This is a genomic window from Luteimonas suaedae (assembly GCF_008312895.1).
Classification (GTDB): Bacteria; Pseudomonadota; Gammaproteobacteria; order Xanthomonadales; family Xanthomonadaceae; genus Luteimonas; species Luteimonas suaedae.
Genome location: NZ_VSSP01000011.1, coordinates 82,786 through 101,547 on the forward strand (window position 1 = coordinate 82,786; position 18,762 = coordinate 101,547).

Consider the following 18,762-nt stretch of genomic DNA (forward strand, 5'->3'; position numbering starts at 1 on the left):
TTTTTCGACGCGGCGCAGGCCGCCAACACGAAGGGCAGGAGGAGTGATGAAATACGCGATAGGACTGATCATGGCCGGCATGCTGTCGGCAGGAACCGCGCTGGCGGCGCAGCGCGACGCCAGGCCGGCCGCTTTCGACCACCGGCTGCCGGCCGAACACACGGTCGAGGTGCGCAGCATGCCCGCGGTCGACGCGGCCAGGCTGCGTGCCGAGGATGCCCGGCGTGCCGCAGCGCGCCGTGACGAGCCGGTGCGCTTCGCCACCCCGCACCGGGTCGATCTCACGCCGTTGAACACCGGTGACTGGGACAAGATCGACGGCGATACGCTGGTCTGGCGCCTGCGCCTGGAGTCCAAGGGCGCGCTGTCGCTGAACTTCGGTTTCGACGAGTACGCGATGCCGGAAGGCGGGCGCATGCTGATCTACCCGGCCGGCCTGAACGCAAGCGCGGACCCGGCGGCGATCCGCACCTTCACCGACGCAGACAACAAGGCCCACGGCAAGCTGTGGACGCCGGTGGTGCCGGGCGATCATGCGGTGATCGAGGTGGTGGTGCCGCGCGCGAAGGCCGGCGAACTCAAGCTGCGCCTGACCAGCGTCAACCACGACTATCTCGGTTTCGGCGACCTGGCGCGCCGCGGCGCGATGGAGCAGGCGCAGGGCGTTTCCGGATCCTGCAACATCGACGTGGTGTGTCCGGCGGGTGACGAGTGGCGCGACCAGATCCCCGCGTCCGGCGCGTATTCGCGCTTCGGCACGTTCTACTGCAGCGGCTCGCTGGTCAACAACACCGCCAACGACCAGAAGATGTACTTCCTGACCGCGCACCACTGCGGCATGGGCACCGCCGACGCGGCCGCGTCGATCGTGGTGTATTGGAACTACGAGAACTCCTACTGCCGCACGCCCGGCAGCGCCGAGAGCGGCGCCGACGGCGACGGCAGCCTCGACCAGAACCAGACGGGCGCCGTGCCGCTGGCGACCTGGTCGACTTCCGACTTCACCCTGCTGGAGCTCGACGATCCGGCCGATCCTGAGTTCAATCTCTACTGGGCCGGCTGGGACCGCCGCGACACCAGCTTCGACGGCGCCACCGCCATCCATCACCCGCGGGTGGCCGAGAAGCGCATCACCCACTCGTCGAACCCGCTGGTGATCAGTGGCTACTTCGGCAGCGGCAACGATCACCTGCACGTGTTCTGGAACCAGCCGGGCACCACCGAGGGGGGTTCCTCCGGGTCGCCGCTCTACAGCCCGGACAAGCGCGTGATCGGCCAGCTGCACGGCGGCCTGGCCTCGTGCAGCACCAGCGGCGACGACCACAGTGACTATTACGGTCGTCTGCATACGTCATGGGACGGCGGCGGCACGGAGGCGACGTCGCTGGCCAACTGGCTCGACCCGCTCGGCACCGGCGCCGAGTTCATCGACGGCATCGGCGCCGACGGCGAGCCCGGCGATCCGGTGGCGGGCTTCACCTACGCGGTCGACAACGACACGCTGACGGTGACCTTCACCGACACCTCCAGCGACGAGGACGGCGAGATCGTCGCCTACGACTGGGACTTCGGCGACGGCACCGGTTCGGCGGAGGCTAATCCGGTCAAGACCTACGACACGGCAGGGGTCTACACCGTCACCCTGACCGTCACCGACGACGAGGGCAACACCGGCAGCAACAGCCAGACGATCGAAGTCGGCGATCTGGGTCCGGATGCGATCGAGATCTTCAACCGCACGCCGGTGCGCGGCATCGGCGGTGGCGCCGGCGAGGAGCAGCTGTACAGCCTGACGGTGCCCGAGGGCGTCGACGGTTCGCTGAGCTTCATCACCTCCGGCGGCAGTGGCGACATCACGATGTACGTCAGCTTCGAGGCCGAGCCGAATGCCGACGAGCACGACTACGCCTCGCAGCGGCCCGGCAACAACGAGACGGTGCGCATCGCGGCACCGCAGGCCGGCACCTATTACGTCAAGCTGGTCGGCGTTCGGGCCTTCAACGGCGTCACCCTGCAGGCGCGCCATGACGAGCCCGATGTCGGTCCCGGCGATGGCGAGCTCGAGAACGGCGTACCGGTGACCGACATCGCCGGCGACGCCGGTAGCCAGCAGTACTGGACCATCGAGGTGCCCGACGGCACCGCCAGCCTGACCGTTGCCATGACCGGCAACAGCGGCGACGCCGACCTGTACGTGCGCCATGGCGCGCAGCCGACCACCTCGGAGTACGCGTGCCGTCCGTACCTGTCCAGCAGCAACGAGACCTGCACCATCGCCTCGCCGCAGGCGGGCACGTGGCACATCATGATTCGCGGCTTCACCGCCTTCTCGGGCGTGACCCTGACCGGCAGCTACTGAGCGGTCCGCCCTCACCCCGGGTTCCGGGGTGAGGGTGGTTGCCCGGTGGCGGGGCCGAGGCCCATTCGATGCCGTCGCGGCATGCCGTGATCGCAATCATCGCCGGTCGGGCCGCTTCCCGATGCCCGCGCATCTGCATGCCGGCCTGCTCGCCCTTATGCTGGCGGCAACCCCGGCGGGCGCGGAGGAATCATGACGGTGACGGTGGGCGAGCTTCCGGGCCTGGGCCCGTATCAGCGCTTCATCGTGAAGTACCGCGGCGACAGCGCCCCGGGGCGCGACCCGGGCGCGGTGCAGGCGCGGCTCGACCGCGCCGCCGCTTCGTCCGGCCTGTCCACCGGCGGCGACGTGCCGTCTGCGCTGGCCTGGCAGCGACGGTTGGGCGTGCAGGCCGATGTGGTCAAGGTCGACCGCCCGCTCGACAGGGACCAGGCACAGCGCCTCATGCAGCGGCTGGCGGACGACCCGGACGTGGAATACGTGGAAGTCGACGCGATGATGGGCATCGATCCCATTCGTGGCGGGGATCGCTGAGGCGAGCGCTTTTCTTTGGCCGCAGAGCTATGCGGATGAACGCGGATAAGGCTGAAGACGAAGAACGGGCGAAGAAGAACGAAGACGAGCGGGTAAGTGTGACGGAAGTCGCGACGTCCCGGCGGCGGCGTGGAGCACGCCGATTCACCCGGGAATCTCACTCGCAAAAGCTGTCCGCCACGGACATGCCTGGTTGCAAGTGGAGCCAAACCGAAGTCCGCCCGTTCCTGATGCTCTATCCGTGTTCCTCCGCGTAGATCTGCGGCAAAGGTGCTTCGACCCGGCCCAGCCGGACCGTCAGCCGGCCGCCTCGAAACGGTTCGCGTCCACGTTCTTGCGCACCTTGCCCGGGTCCCAGATGCGACCGTTCATGGCGATGTAGGCCCCCGGCGGCAACGACTGCACCGCACCGACCGCAGTGCCGATGTTGAACTCGGCATCCGAGCCGCGGAAGCGAGCCGGATTCAGCGCGCCGGTCAGCACGATGGTCTTGTCGGTGATGGACGCCAGCGCCTGTGCTGTCTGCACCATCGAATCGGTGCCATGGGTGATCAGCACGTGCCGTGCCGGCTGCGCGGCGATGGTGGCGCGGATCAGCTCGCGGTCCTCGTCGGTGAGATGCAGCGAATCCTTGCGCAGGATCGGGATCACCCGGAAGCGGAACGCCACGCCCAGTTCTTCGAGAATGCGCCCGATCTGCGGCTCGCCGACCTGGTAGTCCGACTTGTCGTCGAAATACACCTTGTCGATGGTGCCGCCGGTGGTGACGATCAGCAGTTCTTCCATTGGGTCGTTGTCGGGGCAGCCGGGCCAGCGCGCATTCTATGGCTTCGGCGCACCGCGTGCCGCGCGTAGGAGCGCGCCATGCGCGCGATGCCGCGGATGCTTCGCCGCCCGCGGATTCCGGTGACCGGCATGCCTGCCGGTCCGGAATCGCGGCATCCACCGAATGCTGCCGGCACCCGCGGCATCGCGCGCATGGCGCGCTCCTACGGAGGGGGCGGCCGATCGGAAGGGCGGCGCCGGCCGAAGCGGGCCGACAGCCCGGGCCAGCTGGAAGCGGCGATCACCACCAGTGCCAGCAGGATCTCCGCCCAGGCCGCCAGGCGCAGCGCCGGCTCGCTCCAGGCCTCCATCACGCCGTGCGAGAACCATAGCAGCCCGCACACGCCGGCCCAGAACGCCGCCCTGGCGCTGCCGCGCAGCACGCCTGCCAACAGCAGCAGCGGCGGCAGCACGAACACGATCAGCGCCGCGGTCAGCTGCTCGCTGTCGTGGAAACGGAACGCGAACAGCGCCGCCAGCGCGAGCAATGCCGCACCCAGCAGGACGCGCGAGCGCCGTGGCCGGTTCACGGCGCCAGCTTCGCCGCCAGCTGCGCGACGCGCCGGCCGAGCGCGCGCGCCAGCGCGGCCTCGTCGTCGCTGGGCTGGGGATCGTCGGCGCTGCCGGAGACATGGCTGGCGCCATAGGGCGTGCCGCCGCCGCGGGTGCTGCTCAACGCCGGCTCGGTGTAGGGAATACCCACCAGCACGCAGCCGTGGTGCAGCAGCGGCAGCATCATCGACAGCAGCGTCGACTCCTGGCCGCCGTGCTGGGTGGCGGTGGAGGTGAACACCGCCGCCGGCTTGCCGACCAGGGTGCCGCTGGCCCATTCCGCGCCGAGGCCGTCGATGAAGTGCTTGAGCGGCGCCGCCATGTTGCCGAAACGGGTCGGGCTGCCGAACACCAGGCCGGTGCATTCGGCCAGGTCGCCGCGCTCGACGTAGGGCGCACCGTCCTCCGGTACCGGCGGGCTGGCGGCCACGGTCACCGCCGCCACCGGCGGCACCGTGCGGACCCGCGCGGCCATGCCGTCGACCTCGCCGATGCCGCGCGCGACGTGGCGCGCGAGTTTCGCCACCGAGCCGCCGCGACTGTAGTAGAGCACCAGGATTTCGGGCATGGCTCCTCCGCAAAGGCGCAAGGATAGAGCATGCCCGATGCACAGGGCCGGGCGGCCCGGCTCCACGCGCACGCCGAGACGTCCGCGCCGCGCGTCTTCGGGTACTCTCGGCGCGTGGAGCCGCTCGATACCCTGAACCGCTGGACCGACCGCGCCATCGATCGCGCCCGTGCACGGTCCTTCGTGCGTTTCCTCGGGCGGCGCTTCCTCGACGACCGCCTGTTCGAGGTGGCCGGTGCGCTGGCGTTCACCACGGTGTTCGCGCTGGTGCCGCTGTCGATGGTGGTGTTCGGGGTGCTGTCGGCGTTTCCGGTGTTCGACGCCTGGAGCCAGCAGCTGAGCGACTACATCTTTTCCAACTTCGTGCCCAGCTCGGCGCGCGCGGTGCAGGGCTATCTGCTGCAGTTCTCGCAGAACACCGGCCAGCTCACCGCCATCGGCGTGATCGCGCTGGTGATCTCGGTGCTGATCACGCTGCTCGGCATCGAGAACGCGTTCAACCGCATCTGGCGCGTCGGCACCACGCGTCCGCAGATCTCGCGGTTCCTGGTGTACTGGACGGTGCTGACGCTCGGTGCGCTGGTGGCCAGTGCCAGCCTGGCGGTCTCCACCCGCTTCTTCGCGCTCGACGTCTTCAGCACCGTGTCGGGGCAATGGCTGCAGGGCGTGATGCTCGGAATGGCGCCGATGGCGATCGAGCTGGTGGCATTCGCGGCGATCTACCGCGTGGTGCCGCACCGCACGGTGAAGTGGCGGCACGCCTTCGCCGGCGCGCTGCTGGCGGCGGTGCTGCTGGAGATCGCCAAGCACCTGATCGCGCTGTACCTGGGCAGCTTCGACGCCTACCAGAAAATCTACGGCCAGGTCGCCTTCATCCCGGTGCTGCTGCTGTGGATCTATTTCGCCTGGATCTCGGTGCTGCTGGGCGCATCGTTCGCCTCGTCGATCTCCGCGTTCCGCTACCAGCCGGCCGCGATGCGGCTGCCGATCGGCCACGAGATGTTCGGCCTGCTGCGCCTGCTCGGACGTTTCGCCGAGGCACGCCGCGGCGGCCGCGGGCTGCACAGCGACCAGATCCTCCAGCTAGAGCCCTGTCTCACCGATGCCCTGGTGCAGCAGCTGATCGCGCAGCTGGCCGAAATCGACCTGCTGGTGCGCGCCGAGTCGGGCGAGTGGGTGCTGGCGCGCGACCTGGGCCGTCTGACCCTGGGCGAGCTGTACGAGGCCTGCCACCTGCGCATCCCCATCGCCGAGGCGCACCTGCCCTGCCGTGACGATGCGCTCGGCATCGCCGCGCAGGCGGCGATCGACGATCTGCGCGTGCCCCTGCGCAACCTGCTCAAGCGCCGCGTCGGCGAACTCTACGAACCCGCGAAGGAGGCTCCATGAAGATCCACTGGCTGTTGCCGTTGCTGTGCGCGTTGTCGCTGTCGGTCGGGTGCCAGCGCGCGCCGCCGGAGGCCGATCCCGATGCCGTCTCACCGGCGGCCGAGCCCGCGGATGCGCCGCCGGATACGGCGGATGCGCCGTCCGGCGTGCCTGCGCTGCGGGTCTCCACCATCGACGGCGCGTCCTACGATCTCGCCGATCGCCGCGGCAAGTGGGTGGTGGTCAACTTCTGGGCCACCTGGTGTGCGCCCTGCCTGAAGGAAATGCCAGAGCTGTCCGCGCTCGACGCGATGCGCGAGCACATCGAAGTGGTCGGCCTGGCCTACCAGGAGATCGAGCCCGACGAGATGCGCGCGTTCCTGGAGAAGCATCCGGTGCTGTATCCGATCGCGATCGTCGACGTGTACGCGCCGCCGGCCGACTTCGACACCCCGCGCGGCCTGCCGATGACGTACCTGATCGATCCCGACGGCCGGATCGCCAAGAAGTTCCTGGGCCCGGTGACCGCGCAAGAGATCGAGACCGCCATCGCCGCCGCGGGAGGTCCGGAGGTGCCGCAGGCATGAGCGCGGCGGTCCGTTTCCTGATCAGCGGCAAGGTACAGGGCGTGTTCTTCCGCGCCTCGACCCGCGAGCAGGCGCAGCGGCTGGGCTTGCGGGGGCACGCGAAGAACCTGCCCGACGGGCGCGTGGAGGTGCTGGCCGCCGGCGAAGCCGCGGCGATCGATGCGCTGGAGCGCTGGCTGCAGCGCGGGCCGCCGCAGGCGCGGGTGGACGCGGTGCAGCGCGAGCCGGTGCCGGCTGTCGGGCCCGGCGAGGGGTTTTCGTGCGGTTGAGCGTGCGCCGCCGGCCGCGGGTGGCCGGCGCCTGATCCGCGACGGACGGCACTACCCCTCGTCCGTATCCCCGGCATAGTCGGCGATCGGTTCCAGCACGCCGAACCGCTCCTTTTTCGGCTTCGCAGCCAATGGCGGGAAATCCGGCGTGCTGCGCTCGACGTGCACGTCCGGCAGGCGGTCGAGGAGGTCGCGGATCAAGGTCAGCCGGCCGCGCTTCTGGTCGTTGAAGTTCACCAGCGTCCATGGCGCGGCGGCCGTGTGCGTCGCCTCGAGCATCGCCTCGCGGGCGCGGGTGTAGTCGTCGTATCGCTTGCGCGCCTCGATGTCGATCGGCGAGAGCTTCCATGCCTTGAGCGGATCCTGCGCGCGCTCGGCGAAGCGCTCCTCTTGTCGCTCCTGGTCGCAGCACAGCCAGTACTTGAACAGCAGGATGCCGTCGTCGATCAGCATCTTCTCGAACACCGGCGCCTGCTGCAGGAAGTCCTCGACCTCGGCGTCGCTGGCGAAGCCCATCACCTTCTCGACGCCGGCGCGGTTGTACCAGCTGCGGTCGAACAGGACGAGCTCGCCGGCGGCCGGCAGGTGCTGCAGGTAGCGCTGGAAGTACCACTGCGTGCGTTCGCGATCGCCGGGCTTGGGCAGGGCGACCACCCGGCACTGGCGCGGATTGAGGTGCGCCGAGATCGCGTTGATGGTGCCGCCCTTGCCGGCGGTGTCGCGGCCCTCCAGCAGCACCACCAGCCGTTTGTCGGTGTGCCGCAGCCAGCGCGCCAGCGCCACCAGTTCCAGCTGCATCGGCTTGAGCAGCTTTTCGTAGCGCTTGCGCTTGAGCTTCTTCATCGCGCCGCCTTGCGGGTGCCGGCCATGCCGCGTGCGACTTCCAGCAGCGCACCCTGCTGTCGCGGGCTGAGCGCCCGGTAGGCGGCCAGCAGGCCGTGCTCGCCCTTGGTGCGGGCGGGATCCAGGGTGCTGGCGAGTTCGGACAGCAACGCGCCGGCCGGCACGCCGAAGGTGCGCGCCAGGGCATCGAGCTGATCGCGCCCGGGCAGCTTGTCGCCGCGCATCCAGGCCGACACGGTGGCGGCGCCGGCCCGCGGGATCGCGGCGGCGATCTCGGCCACGGTCAGGCCGCGGGCGCGCGCCAGCAGGCGCAGGGTCTGGTCGATCGGCATGCGCTTACTCCTTCAGGCGCGGACGCAGCGTAGCGAGGTTGCAGGGGCGGGTGCGGGCATCGAGCTGGTCGCGGACGATCCGTTCCCACGCCGTGCGGCAGGCCGAGTTGGAGCCCGGCAGGCAGAACACGAAGGTGCCGTTGGCCAGTCCGGCGAAGGCCCGCGACTGCAGCGACGAGGTGCCGATCTCCTCGAAGCTGATCGCGCGGAACAGCTCGCCGAAGCCCGGCATTTCCTTGTCCAGCAGCGGCAGCAGGGCCTCGGGCGTGGAATCGCGGCCGGTGAAGCCGGTGCCGCCGGTGACCAGCACGCCATCGATGTCGTCGTCGGCGATCCATTGCGACACCGCGGCGCGCAGGCGGTAGCGGTCGTCCGGCAGCAGCGCGCGGTGTGCGAGCCGGTGGCCGGCGGCCTGCAACGCTTCGACGAGATAGTCGCCGGAGCTGTCGGTGTCGGGCGTGCGGCTGTCGGAGACCGTCAACACGCACAGGGAGAGAGGAATGAAATCGTCAGCGGCGCTCATGGCGCGAGCCTAACCCATCGTGACCTCACGGGCTCGCATCGCCGCCGCGCTCCGGCTCCGCCATCGCCCGCACCGCATCGGTGAAATCTGCGGCGAAGCCGTCCATGTCGAACAGGCCGCTGTGCGCGCGGCGCCGGGCGAGTTCGGCACGCAGCCCGGCCAGGGCCTGCGGGTCGCGGCCGAGCGCGACCGCGCGGGCGACGAAGGCCTCGTCGCCGTCCACGTTCATCGCGTCCATGCCGAGGTGGTGGTTGAGGCTGCCGGCCACGCGCGCGGCGAAGGTGTCGCCGGGGCGGGTCAGCACCGGGCAGCCGACCCACAGCGCATCCGAGGCGGTGGTGTGGGCGTTGTACGGTTCGGTGTCCAGGAACAGGTCGGCCAGCTGCAGCCGCGCCAGGTACGCGGCGTGCGGCTGCTTGGGCATGAACACCAGCCGCCGCGGATCCACGCCCCGGGTCTCGGCGAACGCACGCAGGCGTGCGTCGGCGCGGCCGGGGCCGGACAACAGCCACAGCACGCTGCCGGGCACCTCGCGCAGCACCGCCAGCGCCCGCGCCATGCTGCGCGGGTTGAGCTTGTAGCTGTTGTTGAAGCAGCAGAACACCACGCCGCCGCCGTCGGCCGTGCGTTCGGGCAGGCCGCAGTCGGCGCGCGCCGGCGCCGGCGGCACTTCGCGGCGGGTGTCCGAGGGCTGGAAACAGCGTGGCAGGTGCACGACCCGCTCGCTGAAGTGCGGCGCCAATGCCTCGGGCAGCACGAAGCCGTCGGCCAACACGTGGTCGATCCATGGCGCGCCCGAGGTGCCGGGGTAGGCCAGCCAGTTCACCTGCACCGGCGCCGGCCGCATCGCCAGCACCTCCGGCGCGCCGCCGCCGCCCCAGCCGCGCAGGTCGAACAGGACATCGATGCCGGCCTCGCGGATGCGCTGCGCGATCGATGCGTGCGACAGTCCGGAGACATCGTGCAGCCGCCGCGCCGCGCGCTGCAGGCGCTGCCGGATCACGCTGCCGTCGTCGCGGTTGAGTGCGAACAGGTGCGTTTCGAGCGTGCCTTGTGCCGCCAACGCCTCGAAGAAGGCGGCGGTCAGCAGCCCGGTCGGATGCGCGCCGAAGCCGTTGGACAGGAATCCCGCGCGCAGCGGCGCAGTCGCCGCGCGCGGTGGTGCCGGCGGCAATGGGCGAATCCGCGCAGCCAGCGCCCGCGCCCGCAGCCGCGCGCACTGCAGCTGCTCGGCGGGCGTGGCATCTTCGCTGAGGAAGGCGAACGGCTCGACCACGCCGTGCCCCGCGCGCACCGCGGCGCGCACCTGCCCGGAGAGGCGGTCGAGGTCACGCCAGTCGCACAGGCGCCGGCGCCAGGCCAGCAGGTGGGCGGCGATCAGCGGGTGTTCCGGTGCCAGCGCATGCGCGTGCGCATAGGCGTCGTTGGCGCCCTCGGCATCGCCGGCGTCTTCCAGCGCGTGGCCGAGCCAGACCGCGATGCCCGGATGCTGCGGCGCCTGCCGCGCGGCGGCGCGCAGGCTGTCGGCGGCTTCGGCATGGCGGCCCAGCATCCATTGCGCGCGGCCCAGCCGCGCCAGTGCTTCCGGATGGCCGGGTGCCAGCTGCAACGCGCGCTGTGCGGCGGCGGCGCCGTTGCCGGCGTCGCCGGCATCGAGTTCCACGTCGGACAACACGATCCAGGCCATCGCATTGCCGGGCTCACGCTGCACGGCGTGCCGGGCCTGGACACGCGGGTCGTCGGGTGCCGCCGGCATCGTTCAGCCGTTCCCCACGGGCAGGTGGAAGCGCAGGGTTTCGTCGTAGGGCTGCCAGCCGGTGGCGTGGTACAGCGCCTGCGCGGCCTGGTTGTCGGCCGTGGTCTCCAGCTCCAGGCGCAGCGCGCCGTCGTTGCAGGCGAAATCGGCCGCGGCCGCCAGCAGGGCACGGGCCACGCCGGCGCCGCGCGCCTCGGGCGCCACGAACAGGTCGTTGAGGATCCAGGTGCGCCCCACGCGCACCGAGGAGAACATCGGGTAGAGCTGGGTGAAGCCGGCGCCACGCCCGGCCTGTTCGGCCAGCAGCACCACGGACTCTCCGCGCTGCAAGCGCTGGCGCAGGAATTCGCGTGCCAGGCCGGGATCCGACGGTTGCGCATAGAACATGCGATAGCCATCGAACAGCGGAACCACGGTTTCGAGGTCGGCCAGCTCGGCACGGCGAACGGAAACGGACATGCGCTTGGCTCGTCTGAAGTCGGGCCTGCATCCTCGCCCGTGGGACGTCGCTTGTCATCCGCCGCGCGGGGCAGTCCCGTCCGTTGCGGTTTGGCATCACCGTCGCCACGGGCGGCGTGAATGAATAGCCGCGCCGAATAACCTGCGTTGCAACGATATGCCTAGAGCTTGGGTTTCGGAGAGAGCGACGTCCGGGTCGGGGACTGGCTCCCCGGCTCGGTCCGGCCATCCATGGCCGGACTCGCCGCCGCAGGCCCGTGCCGCTTCGCGGCCCGGTCCGGCCCGGCGCAGCGCGCCGGGCGTTCGCACAGGCCGCGCGGCAGTGCCGCGCAAGCGGCCCGTGCTCACCCATGGCCTGCTGTCCGCAGTCCCCGACCCGGACGCCGCCCCGGCAAGTCACTGTCCCGAATTCTGTCGGCTGGGTGCGACCGAGGCCCGTGTCGCCCGGAGCGTGAGTGGTGGCGTGGTGGGCGCGGAGAGCTGACCATGGATGGTCAGCGGCCCTGACTCGGGCCATGGATGGCCCGACGGAAGGGCGGAGCGCCCGCCGCGCCGCCGCTCACGCCTCCCGCGTGCTAGCCGAAGACATGCTTGACTTCGCCCGAAGCGCGCCCGGACTCAGGTATCTGTCAACCGCGCCAGCTCCTCGACCTGGTGCTCGCGGCTCAGGCGCTCGATCAGCGGATCGAGCCCGCCTTCGAGGATGTTGGGCAGGTCGTACAGGGTCAGGCCGTCGACGCGGTGGTCGGTGATCCGTCCCTGCGGATAGTTGTAGGTGCGGATGCGCTGGCTGCGGTCGCCGCTGCCGACCTGCAGCTTGCGCGTCTGCGCGGTGGCGGCGGCGCGCTTCTCGGCCTCCGCCTCGACCAGCATCGCCTTCAGCCGCTTCATCGCCTTGTCGCGGTTGGCGTGCTGCGAGCGCTCGGTCTGCGATTCGACCACGATGCCGCTGGGCGCGTGGGTGATGCGGATCGCCGAGTCGGTCTTGTTGACGTGCTGGCCGCCTGCGCCGGAGGAGCGAAAGGTATCGATCCTGAGGTCGGCCGGGTTGATCTCGATCGGCTCCGCCTCCTCCGCGACCGGAATGATCGCCACCGTCGCCGCCGAGGTATGGATGCGGCCCTGCGATTCGGTCTCCGGCACCCGCTGCACGCGGTGGGTGCCGGATTCGAACTTCAGCCGCGCGTAGGCGCCGCGGCCGTCGACGCGGGCGACGACTTCGCGGAAGCCGCCGTGCTCGCCGGGGCTGGCCGATTCCACCTCGATCCGCCAGCCCTGGCGCTCGGCGTAGCGCGTGTACATGCGCAGCAGGTCGCCGGCGAAGATCGCGGCCTCGTCGCCGCCGGTGCCGGCGCGGATCTCCAGGTACAGGCCGCCCTCGTCGCGGGCGTCCTGCGGCACCAGCATCGCCATCAGCACCTGGTCGAGTTCCTCCAGGCGGGCGGTGGCGGCGGCGATCTCCTCCTCGGCCAGTTCGCGCAGCTCAGGGTCGGCGCGCATCGCTTCGGCGGCCGCCAGGTCGGCGCGGGCGCGGGTTTCCTCCGCCAGGCCGGCGGCCAGCGGTTCCAGCTGGGCGAACTCGCGCGAATAGGCGCGGAAGCGCGCCTGGTCGCCGGCGACCTCCGGATCCGCCAGCAGGCGTTCGAGTTCGTCGCGGCGTTCGGCCAGCGCCTCCAGCTTACGGCGCAGGGTCGGCAGCATCGCGGTCCTCGTCGTCGGAGTGCAGCGCCTGCGTGATGGCGCGTGCGAGCTCCAGGTTGCCGCTGGCGGCGGCTTCGCGCACCGCGGCGGTGGGCGCGTGCAGCAGGCGGTTGGTGAGGGTGTGGGCGAGGAACTCGAGCACCGCTTCGGGATCCTGGCCGGCAGCCAGCTGCTGGCGCGCGCGGGCCAGCGTCTGAGCACGGGCGTGCTCGCCGTGCGCGCGCAGCTTGCGCAGGGGTTCGTTCAGCGGGCCCGCGGCCAGCGCCTCGGCGTAGCGCGCGACCTGCAGCTCGACGATCGCCTCGGCGGCGTCCGCGGCCTCGCGGCGGTTGCGGCGGTTGTCCTCGACCGAGCGCTCCAGGTCGTCGACGGTATAGAGATAGGCGTCCTTCAGTTCGGCCACGTCCGGGGCGATGTCGCGCGGCACCGCCAGGTCCAGCAGCAGCATCGGCCGGTGCCGCCGCGCCTGCAGGGCGGCTTCGACCTGGGCGCGATGCAGCACCGGCTCGCGGCTGGCGGTGGCGGAGAACACCAGGTCGGCCTGCGACAGGTGGCGGTCGAGCTCGGCCAGCGGCAGCGCCACGCCGCCATGGCGCGAGGCCAGATCCTGCGCATGGGCCAGGGTGCGGTTGGCCACCAGCAACCGCTTGACGTCGGCCTGCACCAGATGCCGCGCGACCAGCTCGATGGTCTCGCCGGCGCCGACCAGCAGCACCGTGGAGTCGGCCAGGCGCGCGAACGACTCCTGCGCCAGCCGCACCGCCACCGAGGCCACCGAGACCGGGCTGTTGCCGATCCGGGTCTCGCTGCGCGCGCGCTTGGCGGTGACGAAGGCGTGCTGGAACAGGCGGTCGAGCCGGGTGCCGAGGGTGCCGGCCGCGCGCGCCGACGCCCAGGCCTGCTTCACCTGGCCGAGGATCTGCGGCTCGCCCAGCACCAGCGAGTCGAGCCCGGTGGCAACGCGGAACAGGTGGCGCACCGCGTCCGCGTCGCGATGCCGGTAGAGATAGGCATGCAGATCATCGCCCCCGGGGTGCGTGGCCAGCCAGTCGGCCAGTGCCTGGCCGTCGTCGTCGGTGATCGCGTAGAGCTCGGTGCGGTTGCAGGTGGACAGCAGCGCGGCCTCGCGCACCTGCGGCAGCGCGCGCAGCGCCGCCAGCGCCCCGGGCAGCGCATGCTCGGCGAACGCCACCCGCTCGCGCAGGGCGACCGGGGCGCTCTGGTGGTTGATGCCGAGGGCGTGGAAGTTCATGACGGTGGCCGTCGTCCGTTCAGGTGCTTGCGATAAGCTTGCTGGCGAATCTCGTATTTTACGGCGCAGCCGCCCCCCATGCCTGCAATCCACCATTTCAGCCGTGGTTTCGTCCTGGCCGGCCTGCTCGCCGCCGCCTTGTCGGTCCTCGCCATGCCCGCCGCGGGACAATCACGCGGACAGCCAGAGGACGGGCTCGACGACGTGCTCGCCGCCTCCATGGCCGGCGAGTATGCGCTGCAGTCCGGCCGGCTGGACGAGGCCGCCGACTGGTATCTGCGCGCGGCGCGGGCGGCGGCGGACGACCCCGGCCTGGCCGAGCGCGCGGCGCGCATCGCGCTGCTGGCCAACGACGACGCGCTGGCCGGCGAGGCGATCAAGCTGTGGAAGCAGCGGGCGCCGCGTTCGCTGGCGATGCGCTCGGCCGAGGCCACCTGGCTGCTGCGCAGCGGCCGCGAGCGTGCGGCGCGGCGCGAGCTCGAGGCCATGCTGCGCGATCCCGAGCCGGAGGGCTGGCGCCACGCGCTGGCCGCGCTCGGCAGCGGCACCCGCGATCCGACCGCCTCGGCCAAGGTGCTGGGCCGGCTGATCGACGCCGGCGCGATCCCGGACCAGTTGCAGGCCTGGCTGGCCTTCGGCGGCCTGGCGCAACGTTTCGGCGAGCTGCCGCTGGCCGAACGCATCGTGCAGGAGGTCGTGCGGCGCTTCCCGGACGAGCCGCGGGTGGCGCTGCTGCGCGTCAGCCAGCAGCGCGAGGCCGGCGATATCGAGGCGGCGAGACGGACGCTGGCGGCGATCGAGGACCAGGCCCTGGTTTCGCCCGAGCTGCGGCTGGCGATCGCGGCCGAATACGACAACCTCGGCGATCCCGCCGCCGCGGCGCGGATCATGGCGCGTGGGCCGCAGGATGAGCGCAGCTACGGCTTGCGCGCCTCGTTGCTGGTCAAGGCCGGGGACAAGCCGGCGCTCGAGCAGGTCTATGCGGAACTGCGCAGCGAAGCCGGTACCCCCGATCCGGGCCAGCGCCTGCTGCTGGGCCAGCTCGCCGAGTACCTGGAACGCTACGAGGACGCGCTGGAGTGGTACCGCAGCGTGCCGGGCGGCGAGCAGCGCCGCGTCGCGCAGCTGCGCGCGACCAAGGTGCTGCACGACCTCGGCCGTGGCCAGGAAGCCTTCGCCGCGCTGCGCGCGCTGCAGTCCGACGCCGCGGTCAACGAGGACACGCGTCGCGACGCCTACCTGCTGGAGGCCGAGCTGCACAAGGAAGACGGCGATGCCGAGGCCGAGCGCGACACCTTCGCGCGCGGACTGGCCGCCTACCCCGACGAGGGCGCGCTGCTGTACGCGCGCGCGCTGATGTGGGAACGCCGCGACGACATCGCCCGCGCCGAGGCCGACCTGCGTCGCATCTTGGTGGCCGAGCCCGAGAACGTCGCCGCGCTCAACGCGCTCGGCTATACCCTGGCCGACCGCACCACGCGCTATGCCGAAGCGCTGGAACTGATCGACCGCGCCCGCGTCGCCGAGCCCGACAACGCCGCCATCATCGACAGCTATGGCTGGGTGCTGTACCGGCTCGGCCGCCATGAGGAGGCGCTGGTCGAGCTGCAGCGCGCCTGGCGCTTGATGCGGGATCCGGAGGTTGGCGCGCATGTTGCCGAAGTGCTGTGGGTGCTGGGCCGCCGCGACGAGGCGCGCGAGTACTTCGAGAAGGCGCGCGAACTCGACCCCGAGAACCGCTCGCTGCTGCGCGCGTTGCGCAAGACCGGAGCCGACATTTGAAGCCCATGCGAGTCCAGATCCGGGGGCTTTTCCCCGTTGAAGCAGGTGCGCAGGGGGGATTTGCTTTTGGCTCCCGCCCCGCTTTCCCACTTGCGAAAGCATGTGCCGCCCTGCTGGTCGCAGCACTGACCCTGGCCGGCTGCGTCTCGCAACCACAGCGGGCACCGGCGCCCGCTGCCCTGACCGGCGCCGCGCTGGCGGCGGCGACGGCGCGGGTCGAGATGCGGGAGGCGCAAGTGCGCGCGGTGGATCGGCTGGGATTCAGCGGCCGGGTGGCGCTGTCGAACGGTCGCGAGGGCGGCAACGGCCGCATCGAGTGGTCGCAGGCCGGAGACGGCTACCGCGTCGTGCTCAGCGCGCCGGTGACGCGGCAGAGCTGGAGCCTGACCGGCGACGCCGCCGGCGCGAGGATCGAGGGCCTCGACGGCGGCCCGCGCGAGGGTCATGACGTCGAGCTGCTGCTGCTCGAGGCGACCGGCCTGCGGATCCCGGTCGGGGCGATGGTGGCCTGGGCCGCCGGGACTCGCGCCGATATCGGGGCGGTCGGCCCGGCCCGGCTGCATTTCGATGCCGGTGGAACGCTGGCCCGCATCGAGCAGGGCGGCTGGACTATCGATTACCAGGGCTGGCAGCCGCCGGACGTGGCCGACGCCGCGACCCCGCGGCTGCCGCTGCGCATCAATGCGCAGCACGGCGACGCGCGGGTGCGGCTGATCGTCGACCAATGGACGCTGGATCCCGCGCCGGCGCAAGGCGGCTGACGCGTGTCCGCAATGACGGCGGATGGGTGGAGCGCCTGGCCGGCGCCGGCCAAGCTGAACCTGTTCCTGCGCATCACCGGCCGCCGTCCCGACGGCTATCATGCGCTGCAGACGGTATTTCGCCTGCTGGACTGGGGCGACACCCTGCGCCTGCGGCCGCGCAACGACGGTCGCATCGTCCGCCACGGGGCATCTGCGGCGGGGGTGGAGAGCGCCGAAGACCTGGCGGTACGCGCTGCTGAACTGCTGCAAAAAGAAGCGAATGTCAGCCAAGGCGCGGACATCATCGTCGAAAAGCGCATGCCTGTCGGCGGCGGCTTCGGCGGTGGTTCGTCCGATGCGGCGACCGTGCTCGTGGCCCTGGATCGGCTGTGGGGCAGCGGCCTGGGCGGCGCCCGGCTGGCCGAACTCGGCTTGCGGCTCGGCGCCGACGTGCCGGTGTTCGTGCACGGCACGAACGCCTGGGCGGAAGGCGTCGGCGAGCAGCTGTCGCCGCTGGCGCTGCCGCCGGCGTGGTACCTGCTGGCCGATCCAGGCGTCCGGGTCTCCACCGCGACCCTCTTCCAGAGTATTGAATTGACGCGAAATGCTGCGCCCGCGACAATACCCGACTTCACTTCGGGTGCTCCGCTCGGCAATGCGTTCGAGCCGGTGCTGCGCCGGCGCGAACCGGCCGTCGAGGCCGCGTTCGCCGCACTGGCGCGGGTCGGCTCGCCACGGCTGACCGGGACCGGTAGCGGCTGCTTCGTCGAATTCGCCACGCGCGAATCCGCCGAGGCCGCGCTTGCCCGGCTGCCTCCCGGCCTCACGGCCTGGGTGGCCGCCGGCGCGGCGCGCTCGCCGCTGCTGGAGGCGCTTGAAGCGAGAAGTGAGTGAAGAGGAGTGAGAAATGAGTAACGGCGCTCGGGCTTAGGCTTTCACTCTTTTCTCACTCCTCTTTACTCGTTTCTCGGCTTGAAGGGGCGTAGCCAAGTGGCCCAAGGCACCGGGTTTTGATCCCGGCATTCGCAGGTTCGAATCCTGCCGCCCCTGCCAAAGTGCCGTGATTGGTGATTCGTGATTCGTGATTCGTAAAAGCAGGAGGGCTTCGCTGGCTCCTGCCAATCACCAATCTCGAATCACCAATCACGGCTCCACCCCCCCCCCGCCACGGTCAGAGCGACGCGGAGAACCCTCATGAAAGAAGATCGCAACCTCCTGATCTTCTCGGGAAATGCTAACAAGCCGCTGGCGCAGGCGGTCTGCCGCGAGCTTGGCACGCGCCTGGGCAAGGCGCTGGTGTCGAACTTCTCGGACGGCGAGGTGCAGGTCGAGATCGAGGAGAACGTGCGCAAGCAGGAGGTGTTCGTGCTGCAGCCGACCTCCGCGCCGAGCGCCGAGCACCTGGTGGAGCTGCTGGTGCTGATCGACGCGCTCAAGCGCGCCAGCGCCGCCAGCGTGACCGCGGTGGTGCCGTACTTCGGCTACGCCCGCCAGGATCGCCGCCCGCGCTCGTCGCGGGTGCCGATCACGGCCAAGGTGGCGGCACGGATGTTCGGCGCGGTCGGCTGCGATCGCGCGCTGACCATCGACCTGCATGCCGACCAGATCCAGGGATTCTTCGACATCCCGGTCGACAACGTGTACGCCTCGCCGCTGCTGCTCGCCGACATCTGGCGCGCGCACGGCACCGACAACCTGATCGTGGTCTCGCCGGACGTCGGCGGCGTGGTGCGGGCCCGGGCGATCGCCAAGCGCCTCGACGACGCCGACCTGGCGATCATCGACAAGCGCCGGCCGCGCGCCAACGTCGCCACGGTGATGAATATCATCGGCGACGTCGAGGGCAAGACCTGCGTGCTGGTCGACGACATCGTCGATACCGCCGGCACCCTGTGCGCGGCGGCCGGGGCGCTGAAGGACAACGGCGCCACCAAGGTGGTGGCGTACTGCACCCACCCGGTGCTGTCGGGCGCGGCGATCGACAACATCACCCGCTCGCAGCTGGACGAGCTGGTGGTCACCGACACCATCCCGCTGGCGTCGGCGGCGCAGGCCTGCAACCGGATCCGGCAGCTCAGCGTCGCCGAGCTGCTGGCCGAAACGATCCGCCGGATCGCCTTCGGCGAGTCGGTGAGTTCGCTGTATGTGGATTGAGAGCCGGGATTCGTGATTGGTGATTCGTGATTCGCAAGAGCAGAGCGCTCCTCACGAATCACCAATGACGAATCACGAATCGCGAATCGCGAATCACCGCTCCACCGTCTCTCCTGGTCGCGGGAGAGTCGCCAAAGCCGCCGCGAGGCGGTTCA

The 18,762-nt window shown here is 70.8% G+C and carries 19 protein-coding genes and 1 tRNA gene; 10 read left to right on the forward strand and 10 right to left on the reverse strand.

The window, feature by feature from the left end:
- Positions 1-46: 46 nt before the first annotated feature.
- Both FXO19_RS15240 and FXO19_RS15245 read left to right on the forward strand, forming a co-directional pair.
- Positions 47-2,359: a pre-peptidase C-terminal domain-containing protein gene (locus FXO19_RS15240; RefSeq protein WP_149195971.1), complete on the forward strand. Its 2,313-nt coding sequence runs from the start codon at positions 47-49 to the stop codon at positions 2,357-2,359.
- A gap of 192 nt (positions 2,360-2,551) precedes the next feature.
- Positions 2,552-2,893: a hypothetical protein gene (locus FXO19_RS15245; protein ID WP_149195972.1), complete on the forward strand. Its 342-nt coding sequence runs from the start codon at positions 2,552-2,554 to the stop codon at positions 2,891-2,893.
- Positions 2,894-3,190: 297 nt separating this feature from the next.
- On the opposite strand, the gene FXO19_RS15250 is transcribed toward FXO19_RS15245, so the two are convergent.
- From FXO19_RS15250 to wrbA, 3 genes are all read right to left on the reverse strand, one after another.
- Complete coding sequence (locus tag FXO19_RS15250; protein ID WP_149195973.1) at positions 3,191-3,679, reverse strand: asparaginase domain-containing protein; 489 nt, start codon at positions 3,677-3,679, stop codon at positions 3,191-3,193.
- A 203-nt stretch (positions 3,680-3,882) separates the two neighbouring features.
- Positions 3,883-4,248, reverse strand: a complete 366-nt coding sequence (locus tag FXO19_RS15255) for a DUF2069 domain-containing protein (protein WP_149195974.1) — start codon at positions 4,246-4,248, stop codon at positions 3,883-3,885.
- The gene (gene wrbA / locus FXO19_RS15260) at positions 4,245-4,838 is read right to left on the reverse strand and encodes an NAD(P)H:quinone oxidoreductase (RefSeq protein ID WP_149195975.1); all 594 of its coding nucleotides are present in this window, start codon (positions 4,836-4,838) and stop codon (positions 4,245-4,247) included. Before wrbA ends, FXO19_RS15255 begins: the two co-directional genes overlap by 4 nt.
- Before the next feature lie 114 nt (positions 4,839-4,952).
- On the opposite strand from wrbA, the gene FXO19_RS15265 reads away from it, so the two are divergent.
- Genes FXO19_RS15265 through FXO19_RS15275 form a run of 3 tightly spaced genes read left to right on the forward strand, consistent with a single transcriptional unit; the run spans position 4,953 to position 7,062 of the window.
- Complete coding sequence (locus FXO19_RS15265; protein WP_149196029.1) at positions 4,953-6,227, forward strand: YihY family inner membrane protein; 1,275 nt, start codon at positions 4,953-4,955, stop codon at positions 6,225-6,227.
- The gene (locus tag FXO19_RS15270) at positions 6,224-6,793 is read left to right on the forward strand and encodes a TlpA family protein disulfide reductase (protein ID WP_149195976.1); all 570 of its coding nucleotides are present in this window, start codon (positions 6,224-6,226) and stop codon (positions 6,791-6,793) included. The genes FXO19_RS15265 and FXO19_RS15270 overlap by 4 nt, the downstream gene beginning before the upstream one ends.
- Positions 6,790-7,062, forward strand: a complete 273-nt coding sequence (locus tag FXO19_RS15275) for an acylphosphatase (protein ID WP_149195977.1) — start codon at positions 6,790-6,792, stop codon at positions 7,060-7,062. Before FXO19_RS15270 ends, FXO19_RS15275 begins: the two co-directional genes overlap by 4 nt.
- 51 nt (positions 7,063-7,113) lie before the next feature.
- Here FXO19_RS15275 and ppk2 read toward each other — a convergent pair whose 3' ends face one another.
- The 7 genes from ppk2 to hemA all read right to left on the reverse strand — a co-directional run bounded on the left by ppk2 (position 7,114) and on the right by hemA (position 13,928).
- The gene (gene ppk2 / locus FXO19_RS15280) at positions 7,114-7,905 is read right to left on the reverse strand and encodes a polyphosphate kinase 2 (protein WP_149195978.1); all 792 of its coding nucleotides are present in this window, start codon (positions 7,903-7,905) and stop codon (positions 7,114-7,116) included.
- Positions 7,902-8,237 carry a helix-turn-helix domain-containing protein gene (locus FXO19_RS15285; RefSeq protein ID WP_149195979.1) on the reverse strand — a complete coding sequence of 112 codons (336 nt, stop codon included), beginning with the start codon at positions 8,235-8,237 and terminating at the stop codon, positions 7,902-7,904. Before FXO19_RS15285 ends, ppk2 begins: the two co-directional genes overlap by 4 nt.
- 4 nt (positions 8,238-8,241) lie before the next feature.
- Positions 8,242-8,760: a molybdenum cofactor biosynthesis protein B gene (gene moaB, locus FXO19_RS15290; RefSeq protein WP_149195980.1), complete on the reverse strand. Its 519-nt coding sequence runs from the start codon at positions 8,758-8,760 to the stop codon at positions 8,242-8,244.
- Positions 8,761-8,785: 25 nt separating this feature from the next.
- Positions 8,786-10,516 (reverse strand): O-linked N-acetylglucosamine transferase, SPINDLY family protein, encoded by a 1,731-nt coding sequence (locus FXO19_RS15295; protein WP_149195981.1) that lies wholly within the window; start codon positions 10,514-10,516, stop codon positions 8,786-8,788.
- Positions 10,517-10,519: 3 nt separating this feature from the next.
- Positions 10,520-10,975: a GNAT family N-acetyltransferase gene (locus FXO19_RS15300; RefSeq protein WP_149195982.1), complete on the reverse strand. Its 456-nt coding sequence runs from the start codon at positions 10,973-10,975 to the stop codon at positions 10,520-10,522.
- 618 nt (positions 10,976-11,593) lie between these two features.
- Complete coding sequence (prfA, locus tag FXO19_RS15305) at positions 11,594-12,676, reverse strand: peptide chain release factor 1 (protein ID WP_149195983.1); 1,083 nt, start codon at positions 12,674-12,676, stop codon at positions 11,594-11,596.
- The gene (hemA, locus tag FXO19_RS15310) at positions 12,654-13,928 is read right to left on the reverse strand and encodes a glutamyl-tRNA reductase (protein ID WP_149195984.1); all 1,275 of its coding nucleotides are present in this window, start codon (positions 13,926-13,928) and stop codon (positions 12,654-12,656) included. The genes prfA and hemA overlap by 23 nt, the downstream gene beginning before the upstream one ends.
- Positions 13,929-14,006: 78 nt before the next feature.
- Here hemA and FXO19_RS15315 point away from each other — a divergent pair, with 78 nt between their 5' ends.
- The 5 genes from FXO19_RS15315 (at position 14,007) to FXO19_RS15335 (ending at position 18,607) form a co-directional block, all read left to right on the forward strand.
- The gene (locus FXO19_RS15315) at positions 14,007-15,710 is read left to right on the forward strand and encodes a tetratricopeptide repeat protein (RefSeq protein WP_149195985.1); all 1,704 of its coding nucleotides are present in this window, start codon (positions 14,007-14,009) and stop codon (positions 15,708-15,710) included.
- A gap of 110 nt (positions 15,711-15,820) precedes the next feature.
- Positions 15,821-16,471 (forward strand): lipoprotein insertase outer membrane protein LolB, encoded by a 651-nt coding sequence (gene lolB / locus FXO19_RS15320; RefSeq protein WP_255516458.1) that lies wholly within the window; start codon positions 15,821-15,823, stop codon positions 16,469-16,471.
- A 12-nt stretch (positions 16,472-16,483) separates the two neighbouring features.
- Positions 16,484-17,347: a 4-(cytidine 5'-diphospho)-2-C-methyl-D-erythritol kinase gene (ispE, locus tag FXO19_RS15325; RefSeq protein WP_149196030.1), complete on the forward strand. Its 864-nt coding sequence runs from the start codon at positions 16,484-16,486 to the stop codon at positions 17,345-17,347.
- Between the two features lie 82 nt (positions 17,348-17,429).
- Positions 17,430-17,506: transfer RNA gene (locus FXO19_RS15330), tRNA-Gln, on the forward strand.
- A gap of 141 nt (positions 17,507-17,647) precedes the next feature.
- Positions 17,648-18,607, forward strand: a complete 960-nt coding sequence (locus tag FXO19_RS15335) for a ribose-phosphate diphosphokinase (RefSeq protein WP_149195987.1) — start codon at positions 17,648-17,650, stop codon at positions 18,605-18,607.
- The last annotated feature ends 155 nt before the right edge of the window (positions 18,608-18,762 follow it).